The 14,863-nt window shown below is 64.0% G+C and carries 12 protein-coding genes and 1 other annotated feature (1 of these 13 cut by a window edge); of the genes, 3 read left to right on the top strand and 9 right to left on the bottom strand.

Features of this window, described 5'->3' with window-relative positions:
* Positions 1 to 38, bottom strand: a sequence feature (sul1 is cis-regulatory element that is thought to sense ions involved in sulfur or methionine metabolism; They are found in Alphaproteobacteria) (it extends 18 nt beyond the left edge of the window).
* A gap of 55 nt (positions 39 to 93) precedes the next feature.
* From NYQ88_RS04020 to bcsN, 5 genes are read right to left on the bottom strand one after another with little or no spacing between them, the layout of a single operon-like run.
* Positions 94 to 2,304, bottom strand: coding sequence for a cellulose synthase (locus NYQ88_RS04020; RefSeq protein WP_275653687.1), 2,211 nt, complete (start codon positions 2,302 to 2,304; stop codon positions 94 to 96).
* Positions 2,304 to 3,347, bottom strand: coding sequence for a glycosyl hydrolase family 8 (locus NYQ88_RS04015; protein WP_275653686.1), 1,044 nt, complete (start codon positions 3,345 to 3,347; stop codon positions 2,304 to 2,306). The genes NYQ88_RS04020 and NYQ88_RS04015 overlap by 1 nt, the downstream gene beginning before the upstream one ends.
* A complete protein-coding gene (locus NYQ88_RS04010) occupies positions 3,344 to 5,575 on the bottom strand; it encodes a cellulose biosynthesis cyclic di-GMP-binding regulatory protein BcsB (protein WP_275653685.1) in 2,232 nt (743 codons plus the stop codon). The genes NYQ88_RS04015 and NYQ88_RS04010 overlap by 4 nt, the downstream gene beginning before the upstream one ends.
* Positions 5,568 to 7,739 carry a UDP-forming cellulose synthase catalytic subunit gene (gene bcsA, locus NYQ88_RS04005; RefSeq protein ID WP_275653684.1) on the bottom strand — a complete coding sequence of 724 codons (2,172 nt, stop codon included), beginning with the start codon at positions 7,737 to 7,739 and terminating at the stop codon, positions 5,568 to 5,570. Before bcsA ends, NYQ88_RS04010 begins: the two co-directional genes overlap by 8 nt.
* Positions 7,740 to 7,757: 18 nt before the next feature.
* A complete protein-coding gene (gene bcsN, locus NYQ88_RS04000) occupies positions 7,758 to 8,627 on the bottom strand; it encodes a cellulose biosynthesis protein BcsN (RefSeq protein ID WP_275653683.1) in 870 nt (289 codons plus the stop codon).
* Positions 8,628 to 8,898: 271 nt separating this feature from the next.
* On the opposite strand from bcsN, the gene NYQ88_RS03995 reads away from it, so the two are divergent.
* Positions 8,899 to 9,618 (top strand): SDR family oxidoreductase, encoded by a 720-nt coding sequence (locus NYQ88_RS03995; protein ID WP_275653682.1) that lies wholly within the window; start codon positions 8,899 to 8,901, stop codon positions 9,616 to 9,618.
* Positions 9,619 to 9,661: 43 nt separating this feature from the next.
* On the opposite strand, the gene NYQ88_RS03990 is transcribed toward NYQ88_RS03995, so the two are convergent.
* Positions 9,662 to 10,492 (bottom strand): hypothetical protein, encoded by an 831-nt coding sequence (locus NYQ88_RS03990; protein ID WP_275653681.1) that lies wholly within the window; start codon positions 10,490 to 10,492, stop codon positions 9,662 to 9,664.
* 149 nt (positions 10,493 to 10,641) lie between these two features.
* Positions 10,642 to 10,935 carry a hypothetical protein gene (locus tag NYQ88_RS03985; protein ID WP_275653680.1) on the bottom strand — a complete coding sequence of 98 codons (294 nt, stop codon included), beginning with the start codon at positions 10,933 to 10,935 and terminating at the stop codon, positions 10,642 to 10,644.
* Positions 10,936 to 11,123: 188 nt separating this feature from the next.
* Here NYQ88_RS03985 and NYQ88_RS03980 point away from each other — a divergent pair, with 188 nt between their 5' ends.
* Together NYQ88_RS03980 and NYQ88_RS03975 are read left to right on the top strand one after the other, a co-directional pair.
* On the top strand, positions 11,124 to 12,071 hold the full coding sequence (locus tag NYQ88_RS03980) for a diacylglycerol kinase family protein (protein ID WP_275653679.1): 948 nt from the start codon (positions 11,124 to 11,126) through the stop codon (positions 12,069 to 12,071).
* Complete coding sequence (locus NYQ88_RS03975) at positions 12,068 to 12,946, top strand: metallophosphoesterase (protein WP_275653678.1); 879 nt, start codon at positions 12,068 to 12,070, stop codon at positions 12,944 to 12,946. Before NYQ88_RS03980 ends, NYQ88_RS03975 begins: the two co-directional genes overlap by 4 nt.
* Here the strand turns inward: NYQ88_RS03975 and denD are convergent.
* Positions 12,943 to 13,926 (bottom strand): D-erythronate dehydrogenase, encoded by a 984-nt coding sequence (denD, locus tag NYQ88_RS03970; RefSeq protein ID WP_275653677.1) that lies wholly within the window; start codon positions 13,924 to 13,926, stop codon positions 12,943 to 12,945. The two genes, NYQ88_RS03975 and denD, sit on opposite strands and share 4 nt — an antisense overlap.
* Before the next feature lie 114 nt (positions 13,927 to 14,040).
* Positions 14,041 to 14,796 (bottom strand): hypothetical protein, encoded by a 756-nt coding sequence (locus NYQ88_RS03965; RefSeq protein WP_275653676.1) that lies wholly within the window; start codon positions 14,794 to 14,796, stop codon positions 14,041 to 14,043.
* Between the last annotated feature and the right edge of the window lie 67 nt (positions 14,797 to 14,863).

Here is a 14,863-nt window from a genome sequence, read left to right as displayed (position 1 = left end):
CGGCCGGAAGAGCCACCCGGAATTGCACCGGGTCCAAGTCGACTGGGACGAGGTTTGCCAGAACGGGGCTAGAGGTTCAACCCTGCGGCCGCATTATTGGACGAGCGAGCGGGCGAGCGCGGAAGTCGCGGCTTCGAGCCCGGCGAGGGCCTCGCCATAGCCGGTGGCGGCAACGGCGGAGAAAATGCGCTGGGCTTCGCGATAGCGGCGCAGGTGGTAGTAGCTCCAGGCGCGCAGGGTCAGCAGGTCATTGCGCTCGGCGGCATATCTGGAGCGGGCATCGAGGATGGCGAGAGCCTTGGCATAATCGCCGACGCCATAGGCGCTGGTAGCCTGCTGGGTAAGGATGGCCACCTCAAGCTCAAGCGCACGGGCATTGGTGACCGGCGCGGCGGCGGCGGCAACCGCGGCTTCGTGTGGCAGGCCGAGGCGAATGAAGGCCAGTGACTGACCATAGGCTGCGTCCGAACGCACCCGCTCGGAGCCCGATTGAAGCGCCCGGGCGAAGTGGTCCACCGCTTGCGCCGGACGATTGAGATCCATCAGGCACCAGGCATGGCTGAGGGCGTTTGACGCCGAAAGGCTGGCGGCAGGAACAAAGTTCTCGCAGCGACGGCCCCCGGAGCTGCGCTGCGGGCTGGGGTCGACACTGAGTTCGCTGGCCACCTGATTGGTCGGCTGACGCGCGGACTGTACCGGCGCAGCCTGTACCGGCGCGGACGGGCGCTGGGCGACGGGAACGGGGACAGGCGCGGCCGCAGGCGGCTGGGTGGTGGCGGAAGTCTTGCCGAAATCGGAGATGCGGGCGGAGCGCCCGGCCCATTGGTTGCGGATCGACTGCACAGTCGTCGCATCTCCCAGAGCGTTCGCCGCCACCATCAGCCCATAGGCCGCCGGCTCCAGATCGGGCTGGAAACGCAGGGCAACGGTGAACCACTCAAACGCTGTCTGCGGCTGCTGGAAGGCATAGGAATACCAGCCGAGCTCCTGGGCCGTATTGGCGTCGCGCGCCGACATGGCGGTATCGACGATGCGGCCGAGCACATTTTCGCTGATATTGCGGCGCGGCTCGGTGGCGAGATAGGCGGCAGCGGCCTGAAGGTAGAGCGCGGTCAGCTCCTCGCTTTCGTCGCGGTAGGCCGCGAGGACGCCTTCGGCCTCTTCGCCATCCTGTAGCTGCAGCAGCGTCACGGCCAGTCCCTCGGCGGTGGCCGCACTTGGGGCAGCCTCATGGGCAGTCTGGAACAGGCGGCGCGCCTCATTGGGGCGGTTCCGGCTGAGCTCGAAATAGCCCAGGAGCTGTAGATCCTCGCCGTTCTTGGTGGCCGTCGCCGATTGCTCGAGCAGGGCAAGATCAGCAGGTCCGGGTGCGGGCCCGTCGTCCAGCGCAGCGGAAACGGCGCGACGCGCCAGATCGAGGCGAAGTCCGTTGAACTCTCCAACCCCGGCCGCATCGGGACGCTCCATGGCAAGGAGCGGATCGAGTTCGGCGCGCGGCAGTTGCTCCATGGCCTTCTGCATGGTGGCGTAGCGCTCCTGCGCGTCCGTGCAGTTGGACAGGACATAGGCATAGGCATCGACCGAGCGGGCGAGGCTGCCGGTCTGCGCAAAGGCTTCGGCAAGGCGCCAGAGATTATCGACGGAGCTGCAGACCAGCAGTTGCGGGTTGCTGGCGGCAATGGTGATGACGGCCTGATAGTCCTTTGCATCGGAGGCAGTGCGCAGACGCGAGACGGACTCGCCGCTGGCAAGGCTTTGCAGGAGATCGGTCGACGGCACAAAGCTCGGATCAGCGGCCTGCTTGGCAGCGATGGCAGCGCGCGCGCCGTCAAAATCGCCATTGCTGAACATCTCCCAGATCTCGACGATATCGGGATCGGGCACATAGTCCTGCGAGAGGAGATTGGCCGGTGGCTGCCAGCCGGGGTGAAGGGCCTTGAGGCGCTCGATCTCGCGCTGGACCCGTACCTCGTCGCCGTTCTGGGCGAAATAACGCAGGGCCGTTTCGTCGACGGCATTTGGCGCCTGCGCGGGCTCTGGCGCCGGAGTGATCTGGGCCATCAGCGACTGCACCACGCCGGTCGGCGTGTGGCGCACCACCGGCTCACCCGGCGCTCTTTCCCCGGCGACGGCGAAGGGTAGCGCCACCATGAACGGGCGGGCGCCGGCAAGCGGCTGGATGGCCGAGGCATCCTGGGCCACAACAATGGTGGCCGGTGCCGGCACTCCGGCATCCTGGGCGAACACCGGCAGGATAGTGCTGCTCAGCAATCCCAGCCCGCCAAGATAGGTACTCAGCCGCATCAGAGGGGGCCTTTCTCGAGGCAATCAGGCCGCTCTCGCCGCAGATGGTCGAGCAGCAGCAATTGCAGCGTCGCCGCATAATAGCTGGTTGCCTGCATCTGGGCCAGTTCGGCGGGGATGGGTTGATTGGTCAGCGTGCATTTCATGCTCGCCTCGATGAGGCGATAGCCGGGCTCGGAAATGGGTTCGAGCACAGCGCCGGTCACCACATCGATCTTGCGCAGGCCCGAGGCGTCGGAATTGGCAAGAAACGGCTCAAGATAGGAGGGATCGAGCCCGGCGCGCATCAGATAGAGCGGGATGCGGATGCCATTATAGCCGAATTCCGGCGGAAAGTTTTCAGCCGGCACAAGTGTGTCGCCCTCGAGCACGACCCAGTCGGCCGGAATGCCCGTGCGGGTTTCGGCGGCGCGCGCCAGGATATCGAGACCGCTCTCGGTGACCGCATTCCAGTTGATGGTCGGGTCGAGCTGGGCAAAGACCGGGATGGTCTCGAACACCCAATAGGAGGGGTTGAGGACGACGGCGCCGGTCTCTTCGCTGACAAAGCCGACAGCGCCGGGGAGGATCACCGGCCTGTCCTGCACTGCGGTCAGCAGATCATGACCGATGGTGCGGACCATGCTGGTGGCTCGATCAAGATAGGCCTGTTCGTTCCAGGCGTGACCCGCCAGAACCAGGCCATAGGCGATCAGCATGTCGCCATCGGTGGCGTTGTTGGGATCGGTCACCCTGGGATCGGCCTCCGGCTCCCAGCGCCACGCGGCAAGGCCGTCGTCGCGGACCATGAGCTCGGTCTCGGTGAACTCCCAGACGCGCTCGAATGTCGCCCGATCGCCCGCCAGCACGGAAAGGATGAGGCCATAGCCCTGCCCTTCGCTGTGGCTGATGCTGTTATTGGCATAGTCCACGATCCGCCCAGCCTCGCTGATATAGGCGGTGCGGTAGCTGTCCCATTCTTCGGCGAGTATGGTTGAGGCGGCCGTTGCGGGCTGGATCATGAGCATGGCCGCAAGGGCCGCTCCCCAGATGTTCGATGTCATTGCCTGCGTCCGAGCTGTTTGAGCATGAGAGATGTCGCGATCATCAGCAGAACGCACGCGGCCGTAATCAGTGCGGTGAACATCAAAATGTTGGCGGAGAACCAATTTGCAGCGACGAGCCGCAGATTGGTCAGCGAGAAGGATGTGACGTCGAGCACGGGATTGGCAGCCGAAGTTGCCGTGATCGTCTCGTCGGTCGGGGCAATGGTACTGGCTCGTCCATTGATCTCGCGCCAGTGGCGGGTCTCGACCAGCTGGTTGATCCCCGATACGAGGCGCGGGCCATCGGCTGCGGTGAGAACGGTCCAGATCCCGCCTTCAGACTGGCGAGCCTGAGCCAGAACGACCGAATTATTGATCCCCACGGCCTGATCCCGCTCCGGCAGGACGCGCAGATCGTCGATCTGGAGGCCAACCCGGTCGAGGAACCAGTCGAGTGCCCCCGGCAAGGGGCGGGCAATGGTTTCGGAGGCAAACTGGTCGAGCACGGAAGCATCTCGCCCGATGCCGCCCGCGCGTCCATCGGAGAGACCCGTGCGGGCGAGGATGTCGCCGGTGATGGAGGCGACAGGCTTGACCACCAGCACATTGCGGTCAGCCGCCAGCTGGGTATCGGAGGTGACCGTCAGCGGCGTGATTTTGCCCGAGGCAGTAGCGAGGCGCGCTGCCAGCGTCAGGGCCGCCGTTTCGGACTCCGTGTCCTGCCCCACAGCTATCGGTACGTCTTCGTCCAGCACATAGGGCCAGGCGGCGCCGGTAAGCAGGCGCAGGTCGGGCAGCGCCGCGGCCCGGGCATATTCGGACAGACGCAGTTTCGAGCTGCCGGAAAAGACAAAACGCGTCGGGGCGTCGCCGGTCCAGCCGACCGGGCACGCCTGATCCGAGGTCGTGTTCAGATTGACCGCGATATCGACCTCGTTGCGGCCGGGACGCAGATTGGTCATCGGCACGCGGATGATCGTGTTGCGCAACAGCCCGCCGTCGGTCTGCAGCAACGGCGTGGCCGAGGCGATCTGGCCATTGGTGTAGATGTCGATTTCGCTGCCCGGCTGAACGTCGGACGAATAGGCGGCGTCGAGCGCCAGCTCGGCATTGCCATAGCGATAGGAGTAGAAATCGGGCGGCAGTTCGAACTGGAAGCGCGTGGTAAAGCGCCGTCCGTTGAACTCGACCGTATTGGCGCCGAGCGCCGCCAGCTCGATCGCCGAGCCGCCTTCCATCAGCGGCACGGGATAGCCGAGATCGACGCGCGGACGGGAGGACGAGGCCGGTGCGGCGGCAACAAGATCATTCCCGCTGCGGGCGATGCTTGCCCAGTCGGGGCCGGACAGGACCAGGGTCGGCGCGCCGCTCGCCAGAGAAGCCATGGTAACCAGAGGCCCTGAGGCGGCCGCGCCACTCATCTCAGCCAATTCGGCCGGCAGGGATTGGGCCGTGCCGATGACGACGTCGAGCACACCGGGCTCAGCCGTGGCAGAAAGCGCATCGACAATCTCGATCCGCGGATCGGCCACGCGCAGGGCAATCGCCATCTGCTGGATCAGCCGGAGCGCCGCGCTCATGGTCTGTGCATCGCCGAGGTCACCGGCCAGCACTCGGAGCCGAGTGTGGCCATCAACACCAACGCCGACCGCGGCGAGATCGGCCAGCTGGCTGATGCCGGCAATCTCGGGACTGTCGAAATGAAGTTGCAGGCCGTCGGAGGTCAGGTCGGTCCAGAGTTCATAGGTGGACTGAATGGTGCAGTCCGTCCGATGCCGCTGGGAGGCGTGGATCTCGAGGATATTGGGGCCGGGCCGCAAGAGGCCTGCGGGAATGCCGACGCTGACCGCGCTCCGGGCCGAGGAGGCGGCGATCGGCGTACGGGACACCGAGGTCTGGTTGATGGAAAAGCCGAGGCTCGAGAACTCCGGTGCCACCATCACGGCGTTGAGATAGCTCAGGCTCAGCCGCGCTGCGCTCTCGGCTTCGGCCTGGGTCAGATAGAAGACGATGGCGTGGCGGCTCTCTTCGCCGGCGAGGCGCACGCTGGGCGTGGGCAGGAGATAGCGCGTGTGGACGGCCGGGGCCGGTTCGGGAGCGACTTCTACCGGCACGGGGACGGTCGGGATCGGCGCGGGCGGAACGAGGCCACTTTCGGGCGTCATGTCGAACGGCGCAGGCTGGGCCAGGGCGGGCACCATGGCAACAGAGAGCAACAAGCCGGCGAGCAGGGTACGATCAATCATGGGCGCCACTCCGCTTGGAGCCAAAGCGCAGGAGATAGCCAAGCCCGCGTCCGGTTTGATAGAGCGCCTGGCCGAGGAAGCGTGCCGTGCCGCGCAGGATGCCGATATTGACCTGCCGCGACTTCTGGCGCTGCGCCCAGGTGGCGGAGTTGGCGTAGAGCAGATCGGCGATAAGGCGATAGTCCTGGCCGCGCTGGGGCGTGAAGCGGCAGCCGAGCATGGCGCCCTTCCCTTCCGAACCGGTGGAGCGCACGACGACCGACATCTCATTGCCGCCGGTATCGGACAGCGGGGTAAAGCGGATCGCGGTCGGTGCGCCGCGTGCAAGCCCGAGCGGTCCTGCAGGCAGGCGCAGGGCGAGGCCACCGCTCGACACATTGACAATGGTGCCCTTCGACCAGGTGCCATCGGCACCCTGGACTTCGCAACGGCGTTCCACAGCGACGCGGCGGCTGGCGCGCACTTCGCGGCGCTCCGAAACCACGCCCAATGCACAACCGGCCAGGATCAGGTTGAAGAGGTTCCAGCCGCCCACCACCATGGTGATTTCGGCCTGATAGGGCTCGTTGAAGATCTTGAAGACGGTCATGCCGACGGTGATCACGAGCAAGAGGAAGATCAGGTAGAACGGGCGTGCCAGTTCGGACAGGCGCGACGTGTCGACGCTTTCGTCCTTGGCCGTCACGTTAAACGTCGGCTTGGACGGGTTGCGCAGCACCGACAGGATCGCGCCCAGAAGGTGCACCGACTGGATATATTCGTAGAGCTCGGAAATCCACGGCCAGCGCCAGCGCCCGAACAGCGAGTTCTGCATCACGAGGTTCGCGAAGAAATAGGTCAGTGTATAGGCCGCGAACTCGCCGCCTGAAGCGGTGAAGATCTGCAGGTCGAAGAAGAGATAAAACAGCGGTGCGAAGAGGAAGATGATGCGCGGCAGCGGGAAAAGCCAGAACATCGTCGAGGAGAGATAGGCCAGTCGCTGCGCCAGCCGCAGGCCCGGCTTGAACAGCGGAAAGCTGAACAGCATGATCTGCATCATGCCCTGCGCCCAGCGGCTGCGCTGGCCGATGAAGCTCGAGAAGGTCGCTGGCTGGAGGCCCGCTACCAGCGGTCGGTCGACATAGATCGAGTTCCAGCCGCGGCTGTGCAGCTCGAGCGCCGTCTCGCAGTCTTCGGTGATGCTCCGGCCGGCAAAGCCATTGGTTACTTCGAGGGCTTCGCGCCGCAGGAGCGCCGCCGAGCCACAGAAGAAGGCCGCGTTCCAGCGATCGAGCCCGCGCTGGATGATGCCGTAGAACATCTCGTTTTCAGACGGCATGACCTCGAAGGTACGCAGATTGCGCTCCACCGGATCGGGATTGAGGAAGAAGTGCGGGGTCTGCACGAGGAAGAGGCGATGATCCCCAGCGAAATAGGGAACGGTTTCCTGGAGGAAATCCCGGGCCGGCGCATGGTCGGCGTCGAACACGGCGACAAATTCGCCGGAGGAGTGCGCAAGGCCATTATTGAGATTGCCAGCCTTGGCGTGCTCGTTGCGGGCGCGGGTCAGGTAGTGGCAGCCCAGTTCGTCGCAGAGCTGGCGCAGCTGGTCGTATCGCTCCTGCGCTTCGACAGCAGCATCGGGATCGGAGCTGTTGCGCTTGGCCTCGGTGGCGCCATCGTCGAGCAGCCAGACCTTGAACCGGTCGACCGGGTAATCCATGCCTTTGGCGGCGGCAAGCGTGCCGGCCAGGAGGTCATAGTCCTCGTTGTAGGTGGGGATGAACACGTCGACGAACGGGACCGGATCATCCGGACGCAGCCGAACGGACGGGCGCGGCGGAATGGGCCGCACAACCACGAACAGGCTGAGGAACAGCATGAGAATGCAGTACATCTCTGCCAGGTAGAGGATGAGCCCGGGGATAAAGTCGGCCCATTGGTCGATCGGCGGAATGGTGCTGGTGGTGCGCCAGAACGCGTAGCGCAGCACGATAACCGTGCCGAAGGTCAAAAGCAGCAGTCGCCAGTTGCCGTCGAGCCGCAACAGCTTGATCACTGCCATGAACAGCAGGAACAAGACCGCCATGACCAGGTGAACCTGCAGGCTCACCGGTATGGTGATGATGACAAGCATGGCGAGAGCCATGACCAGCCAGATGAAGATGGTCAGTGGTTTGGACATGGTCGCTCCTGTGCCGGACTAGTTGCCGGTGCTAGGCGGCGAGGGAATATTCACCGTGCCTGATGGTGGGCGGGGAACAGTGGGGCCTGTCCCGGTGGTCGTGCCGGTCGGGGACGGCACGATCGGGGCGCCGATCGGCGGGGTGGGTATCGCGACCGGCGTCGCAGTGGGCGTCGGCGCGGCAGTCACCGTCTGCGCCCGGCGCACGACCGGCGCAGGAGCGGAGGGAATGACCTCGCTGAAGCCAGCTGCACCAATGGGCCGGATCTGGTTGCCGATGCTTCCGATGATGGCCGGGGCGGCATTGGGCGGGAAGACGGCTACGTTGAGCCGCAGCTTATACATGATTTCGAGCAGGCTCTGCTCGCTGGCGCCCCGGCGGCAGAGCTGGAGGCGGATATTGATGGTGCCGCGATCGACCGCTCCGGATGGCTTCAGCGTGGGGCTGATGCGCTGCCAGGCATAGATACAGGTATCGCCTGTGGGCGGTTTGCCGATGGCGTAGCCGAAGGGGCCATAGGCGTTCTGCACGAAATAGGGCGAGACCGCCATGCCGGTCCCGGGCCAGGCTGTCAGGGCTTCCTGGGTCAGGTTGACCTGGGTGAAGGGAATGTCGCGCAGGCGCGCGTCGCTGCCATCGCCACCCTTGGCGGTAAAGCGCACGATGCTGATCTTGTTTTCGCCCGGCGTGCGGGCATCGGTTGCCAGCGAGATGTCCTGCCGCACCGCATTGGGAAAGGTCGTGGACGCCACATTGACGATGGCAGGACCGCCCGGCGGGGGAATGATGAGCGCATCGGCAGGCGTGATGATCCGCGCTTCGCTGACCGGGCCATCACTGGTGGTCGAGCAGGCGCCAAGAAGGGTTGCGAGCGCAAGCGTGGCCAAGGCGTTACGGGCCCACTGTCGGACACTTGGCGAATGGACTGAGGTATCAGACAGGATTTCGCCCTTTGCGCTTGTATTAACAAAGGCTTGCGGCCCTTGGAGTCTCCCCGAACATCAGGGAAGACTGTTAATCCGCCGTTAACAGCATGCTGCGCGCGATTGCAAAATGCAAGGCCGCCAAACATTGTGATCGGACAAGAGGGGATGGGCGCTTGAAACCACGCGCCCGGGGGAGCCCCCTTGAGGACCAACGGGGAGGAAGACTTTGTCTATGGACGGAAAAATAGCGGTCGTGACCGGCGCCGCATCGGGGATCGGCCTTGCGACCACCAGGGCTCTTCTCGCCGAGGGCGCAACAGTGGTTCTGGTGGACCGCAATGCCACGGCGCTCGCCGCGCTGACGGCGGAACTCGGCGACAAGGCCATTGCCCAGGTGACGGACCTGCTGGAGCCCGAAAGCTGCAACGCGATGGTGCCGGATATCCTTGAAAAGATAGGGCATATCGACATCCTCCATTGCAATGCCGGCATCTATATCGGCGGCGACCTCACCGAGACGACGCCCGAAGCCATCGATCGCATGCTCAATCTCAACGTCAATGCGGTGATGAAAAACGTCCATGCCGTGCTGCCCCACATGATCGGGCGCAAGACCGGCGACATTATCGTCACCTGCTCGGTGGCCGGGCATTTCCCGACCTATTGGGAGCCCGTCTATTCGGGCTCGAAATGGGCGATCACCAGTTTCGTGCAGGGCATGCGTCGGCAGATGATCCCGCATGGCGTGCGCGTCGGCCAGATTTCGCCCGGCCCCGTTGTGTCGGCTCTTCTCGCCGACTGGCCAGAAGAGAATCTGCGCAAGGCCCGGGAAACCGGCGGCTTGATCGAACCCGAAGACGTGGCCGAGGCCATTGTCTTCATGCTGAGCCGGCGCCGCAGTGTCACCATCCGCGACATGATCATCCTGCCGTCCAATTTCGACCGGGTCTGACCCCTCCTCCAAGATCAGACCAACGGCCTGACCGGGGGGCAGGTCAGAACACGTAGACCGTAAGCGTGCTGCCGCTGTGCTGGACCCCGAGCACATGGCCGGGCTGGTATTTGCTCCGGCTGAGGGCTGCGATGATCAGGGCATCGCCTTCTACCGCGCTGATCATGCGGTGATAATCGCGATTGTCGGCGAGCCAGCGGGAAATCTGCCGACTCAGTTCCGGACAGACGCGGATCGGCACCAGCCTGATATCCGAAGCCCTGTTCCATCCCCGCACGCGGGTTTGCTCAAAGAGCCCGATCAACTGGCTTGAGCTGACCCCGCCGCAGGCCTGGCCCGCCGGAACACTGCCGGAGCTCAACGAGCCGCCCGAGCTGATCCAGCCGCTACCGCCGCCGCCATTACCGCCTCCGCCGTTGCCGCCGCCGCCCGAACCACCGCCGCCGCTGGAGCCGCCGCCTCCGCCACCACCGCCGCCCAATCCGACGTCGATGCCTATCAACCCGTTCTGGCCGCCGATATTGACATTGGCGTCGAGCAGTCCGCCGACGCCAGCCTGGACATCGAACAGGCCGCGGCTGCCGCCCAGGGACACGCTGGCATCAATGCCATTGGGACCGCCGACATTGAGATCGATCAGATTGCCGTCGCCACCGAGGAGGCCAAGACCAACGGGACCTGAGCCACCGCCGCCGAGCGACAAGCCGCCACCGTCGCCAAGAAGCCCCCCTTCCGACCCGCCGGTGAGCCCGCCGAGCAGGCCACCGCCGCCGCTGCCACCGAGCACGCCGTCGAGAAGCCCCTGCGCATTCGCAAAATTTGGCGAGAGGAATACGGAACACATCAAAACGAGAGCAAGTTTCAGTTTTCTCACGCGACCAACTCCTGAAGCAATTGGTGAAATCATTGCTGGCGATCATGATCCCCACTTCGATGGGGCGCGGTAATCGTGGAATACGCGTATATTTTCCGGTTTTGAAATTACTGGTTATTCAACCGATAACGACCTCGAATGCCGCAATCTCATTCAGCGACATTTTCCCGATAGACCTTCATGTCGGGAAACATGTCTGGCCAGTAAGCGCCGGGTTCTATGACCACATAGACATCGGAATCGTCCGGGAGCTGCGCCATCAGCCGACAGAGCACAAGCACCAGATCATTGGGGGATGGGTTCTCCGGCACGCGCCGCTCCAACGTGCCGTCCAGACAATGCTCCATGATCCCGGCGCAAAGTTCATCACGGTTGGTAAAGAGCAACAGTGCCATCTGGCCCGGAGGGATCTGCTTTTCGGCAACGCGGACATAAGCGGTCATGGGCACACCTGAGCTGAGGGCCGTTCTCACCCGCGCCATCCTCATCCGGACCGGGTTTGAACCCGATTGCCGGCGCTATTCGCATAGCTACTTATCGCACTGAGTTCTCTGCAGCGGCGGACACCGGCTGAACCAATCTTGCCAGCGGATCGTTATTCCTTTCCCGTCCCCCAGACAGGCGAATTTCCGTGCAACAGACTCTTTGCCACGTTCTTCTCAATGCCAAAGCAGGCACCGCCAGCGCCCTGTCGATGACCGGCGCTGAGCTCGCGGCCAGGCTGGCCGAGCGCGGCCTCCAGGCTGAAATCGACGACGACATGGACAAGCCGATGGAGGGACGTCTGATCCGGGCCGCGACCAGCGCCGCCCCGATCGTGGTCGCGGCCGGCGGTGACGGGACGATCACCGCCCTCGCCAACGCCATCCTCGGCTCGGACAAGAAGCTCGGGATCCTGCCCTTGGGTACGGTCAATGCGCTGGCCAAGGATCTCAATATCCCCCTCGACCTCGATCTGGCGCTCGACGTGCTTGGGACCCAAGCCTGCCGCACAATCGATGTGGGGTGGGTCGATGGTCGAGTGTTCCTCCACAAGGTGGTTGTTGGCGTGGTTCCGGAACTGGCAGCGGGTCGCGAACACATCCGCGGCCGCAGGGATCTGCGCGCCAAGCTGGGGTTTTTCCTCTTCATCCTCCGCCGTCTGGCGCGTACCAAGCGCTTCGCGGTGGCCATGGATCTGGGCGACGGCGAAACACGGATCGAACGGGTGCAGGCGCTGGCCGTTGCCAGCAATGCCTATGAACAGGGCGTAGGCCGCATCTTCTCACGCCAGCGTCTCGATGAGGGCAGCCTCTATGTCTATTTTCTCAGTCACCTCAATATTCGGGACTTCTTCCGCCTCTGCAGTGGCATGGTCATGGGCAACTGGCAAAATGACAGCGAACTGACCATTCTGAAGACCCGACAGGTGACCATGACGACGCGGAAACGTGCGATGAATGTCATGTTCGATGGCGAAGTGGAAAAGCTGGCGACGCCGATGACCTTTGAGATTCTTCCCAATGCGCTGTGCGTCGTCGCGCCCGCAGCAGTCACGCCCGATACGCCCACAGCTGACGCCGAAGAGGTGGCCCCATGAAGTTCGTCCATCTCTCCGACCTGCACTTCGGGCACCATGACCCGGCGGCAGCCGAAACCCTGGCGGCCGACATTGAGAGCCTCAACCCTGATCTGATCGTCATCAGTGGCGACTTCACCCAGGTCGGCACCAAGGCGGAGTTCGAACAGGCCCGCGCCTTCCTTGATACGCTGAGCGCCCCGGTCTTTGCCGTGCCCGGCAATCACGACGTCCCGGCGATCAACATCTTCCGGCGCTTCCTCAATCCCTATGGGCTCTACCGCCGCTATATTGCCAAGGACACAGAGCCCTTTCTCGAGATGAACGGCGTTGCCTTTCTGGGCATGCGCACGTCTAGACGGGCGCGGCTCGAATGGAACTGGGGCCATGGCACGATTTCGCGAAGCCAGCTCGAGGATCTGGACGAACGCTTTTCCCAGGCCTCTCCGGATGCGGTGCGGGTGATCGTGGCGCATCACCCGGTACTGTTTCCCACCGAACCGATGATGCAGAAGACCAAGCGGGTCAAACGCGCCGACGAGGCGCTGGCGACCTTTGCCCGCCTCGGCGTGCGCCTCGTACTATCGGGCCACTTCCACCTTTCCTATGTGCGCAGGCACGAAGCGCCCGATACGGTGACCGCAGGCGAGCCGGTGGGGCTGCGTCAGTCGGCCGTCGCGCCCATTCTTGTGGCCCAGGCCTCATCGACCATTTCAACCCGCCTGCGCGGTGAGGCCAATTCCTACAATCTCGTCCACATCACCCCCGACGAGATCATCATCGACGTGCGCGACTGGAACGGCTCGGGCTGGGCAACGCGGGTGCGCGAGAGCGAGCCGGCGCCTGCCCCAGCCGAGCCTCTGGTCCAGGTCGAGCCCGGTGGCGGAGAGCGTTAGCCCACGCGTCCGTCCAGCTCATCCTCGATATAGGCGCGGATGATGTCGTCAAAGCTCGTCTCGGCGGCAAAACCGAGGGCGAGCGCGCGATTGGCTGAAAAAGCCTGCGGCCACCCGGCCACAATGCCGGCAATGACCGGGTCGGGTTCATGCCGGATCAGCGACACGGCCTTGTCTCCCGCCACCCGCCGCAGGGCAGCGATTTCCTCACCAACCGTGGCGGCAAGGCCAGGCATGGTGAGGCTGCGGCGCTGACCGAGGGACGAGCTGTCCATTTCGGCGGCGTGGACCAGGAAATTGACCGCTGCGCGCGGGCTGGCAAACCAGTGGCGAACATCTTCGCTCACCGGCAGGATCGCTTCAATGCCCGCCAGCGGTTCGCGGATAATGCCGGAGAAAAAGCCTGACGCCGCCTTGTTGGGCTTTCCTGGGCGGATGGCGATCGTCGGCAAGCGAATGCCGATGCCATCGACAAAGCCGCGCCGCGAGTAATCGGCCAGCAACAGCTCGCCAATGGCCTTCTGCGTGCCGTAGCTGGTGAGTGGGGTCAGCGCTTGCTCGTCCGGAATTTCGGCCGGCAGGGGTTCCCCGAAGACGGCGATGGATGAGGTGAAGATCAGTCGGGGGCGATAGGCTCCGCCCTGCCCGGCTTGCCGGATGGCCTCGAGCAGATAGCGCGTGCCGTCGAGATTAATGCGATAACCCTTGTCGAAATCAGCCTCTGCCTCACCCGAAACGATGGCGGCAAGGTGAAAGATGACGTCGGGGCGGTCTTCGAGAAGAGTGACTGCGCTGCCCGGAGCCGAGAGATCGGCAGCAATGGTTTTGGCGGATGGGAATGTCGCCGGCCTTTCCGGGGCGACGATGTCGACCAGCGTCAGCCCGTTGATAGCCTCCCCCCCGAGATGACCGCGTTCGAGCAGCGCGCCAACAAGTTTGCGCCCGATCATGCCGGCCGCTCCAATCACCAAAATCTTCATCTGTTTCCTCCTGTTAGAGGAAAACAATCACCGCCCGGCGTCGATGTCCATGGCGCGAAACGAAAAAGACGCGCCCCGGAGGACGCGCCTTTCGAAACTCGAATATCATCGGGATCAGTTGAAGCGGTAGCGGACGGTGCCGCGCACTTCATGCAGCCAGTTGTTGTCGGTCCATGCCGTATCCGGCGGAGCGGCGCTGTTGGTGATCTTGTTGATGTAGAGGCCGCGATAGCCCACGTCGGCGACAATCGTGCCGAAATCATAGCCGACGCCAACCATGCCGGCTGCCGCCAGCGAGGTGTTTTGACCGGACGGGACGGTCGGGCCGCCAACCGGGCCACTGACCGAGATGTCGTTGAACGCCGCGCCGACACCGGCACCGACGTAACCGAACGCACCGCCCGCGGCGCCGTAGCCGTAGTTCCCGCCGAAGGAGAAGTCGTAATACGCATTGGCCAGTGCGATTGTCGAGCGCAGGTTGACCTTGTAGTCGCCGGCGCGCCAGCCCGAGCTTGCGGGATGGGTGACGGTGAGACCCGAATTGTTCACGAGATCGACGGTGGCGTCGAAACGCAGGCCTGTGCCGGTTTCGTAGCCGAAGCCGGCGCCGACGCTGTAGCCATAGCCCCAGGCAGTGACTGGAACCGTAATCTGGGTCGCGCCACAGGCGGTGCAATCCCAGGCGTAAGCTTCCTTGCTCCACAGCGCATTGCCTGCCGCGCTGCCGCGCAGGTAGAACGAGCCAGACACACCGTAATCGACATCAGGAACGTCGATCACCGGAGGGTAAAAGGGCATATCCGCGGCCAGTGCCGGGGCGGCTGCAAATACGGCTCCTGCCGCCAGGAACGCAGCGGTTAGCTTGCGCATTGTTCAGTCCTTCAGTTGCCACAAGAGCATTCACTTGTGAGCAACTATCGACGAACTTTGTTAAAGT

The sequence above is a fragment of the Devosia sp. SD17-2 genome (genome assembly GCF_029201565.1).
In the GTDB taxonomy this organism is placed as follows: Bacteria; Pseudomonadota; Alphaproteobacteria; order Rhizobiales; family Devosiaceae; genus Devosia.
The sequence above is the reverse complement of the archived record's forward strand: the minus strand, read 5'-3'. Positions and strand labels throughout refer to the sequence as shown.

What these genes read in the sequence shown, in the direction of transcription:
- NYQ88_RS04020 (WP_275653687.1), bottom strand. Translation starts at nt 2,304, where the DNA reads ATGCGGCTGAGTACCTATCTTGGCGGGCTGGGATTGCTGAGCAGCACT.
- NYQ88_RS04015 (WP_275653686.1), bottom strand. Translation starts at nt 3,347, where the DNA reads ATGACATCGAACATCTGGGGAGCGGCCCTTGCGGCCATGCTCATGATC.
- NYQ88_RS04010 (WP_275653685.1), bottom strand. Translation starts at nt 5,575, where the DNA reads ATGATTGATCGTACCCTGCTCGCCGGCTTGTTGCTCTCTGTTGCCATG.
- bcsA (WP_275653684.1), bottom strand. Translation starts at nt 7,739, where the DNA reads ATGTCCAAACCACTGACCATCTTCATCTGGCTGGTCATGGCTCTCGCC.
- NYQ88_RS03995 (WP_275653682.1), top strand. Translation starts at nt 8,899, where the DNA reads ATGGACGGAAAAATAGCGGTCGTGACCGGCGCCGCATCGGGGATCGGC.
- NYQ88_RS03985 (WP_275653680.1), bottom strand. Translation starts at nt 10,935, where the DNA reads ATGACCGCTTATGTCCGCGTTGCCGAAAAGCAGATCCCTCCGGGCCAG.
- NYQ88_RS03975 (WP_275653678.1), top strand. Translation starts at nt 12,068, where the DNA reads ATGAAGTTCGTCCATCTCTCCGACCTGCACTTCGGGCACCATGACCCG.
- denD (WP_275653677.1), bottom strand. Translation starts at nt 13,926, where the DNA reads ATGAAGATTTTGGTGATTGGAGCGGCCGGCATGATCGGGCGCAAACTT.
- NYQ88_RS03965 (WP_275653676.1), bottom strand. Translation starts at nt 14,796, where the DNA reads ATGCGCAAGCTAACCGCTGCGTTCCTGGCGGCAGGAGCCGTATTTGCA.